Genomic DNA, 394 nt, shown 5'->3' with positions numbered 1-394 from the left:
CTACAGAAAGAGGTCAGTACGATCAAAACTGAGCTCAGAACTGTGAAAGCCAAAAATCTGCGCCAAGACTCACGGTTGAAGCAGCAAAACCGTTGGTTATTAGGCCTGGCTATCGTGGTGTTGGGCGCTACATCGCTATTGCTGTTTGGTGATTCCGATACGCTGGAGCTGATTTGCAAAACCGTGCTGTCCATTATTGGCATTATCAGCGCGATCGCAGGATTCAATCATGAAAAAACCACATCCCAGAATTAATCTGACTGGAGATGGTCGATGACAGACCAAAGGAGCCCAGATAGCCGACCCACAAGACTCTTAGAGATGGCACTCAAAATATTAAAAATTCATCAGAGGGGTTAGGATTTAAATATCCTGATGCTAATCTGAGGGGGTT

Annotated in this window: 1 protein-coding gene; it reads left to right on the top strand. The window is 45.4% G+C overall.

The window, feature by feature from the left end; all coding sequences use genetic code 11:
• Positions 1 to 255: hypothetical protein (locus DXZ20_RS05185; protein ID WP_250565636.1), on the top strand; the 255-nt coding region annotated here is incomplete at its 5' end.
• Between the last annotated feature and the right edge of the window lie 139 nt (positions 256 to 394).

The organism is Adonisia turfae CCMR0081 (assembly GCF_011009555.1).
Classification (GTDB): domain Bacteria; phylum Cyanobacteriota; class Cyanobacteriia; order Phormidesmidales; family Phormidesmidaceae; genus Leptothoe; species Leptothoe turfae.
Note: the sequence above shows the minus strand (reverse complement) of the source record. Positions and strands in the feature narration are given on the sequence as shown.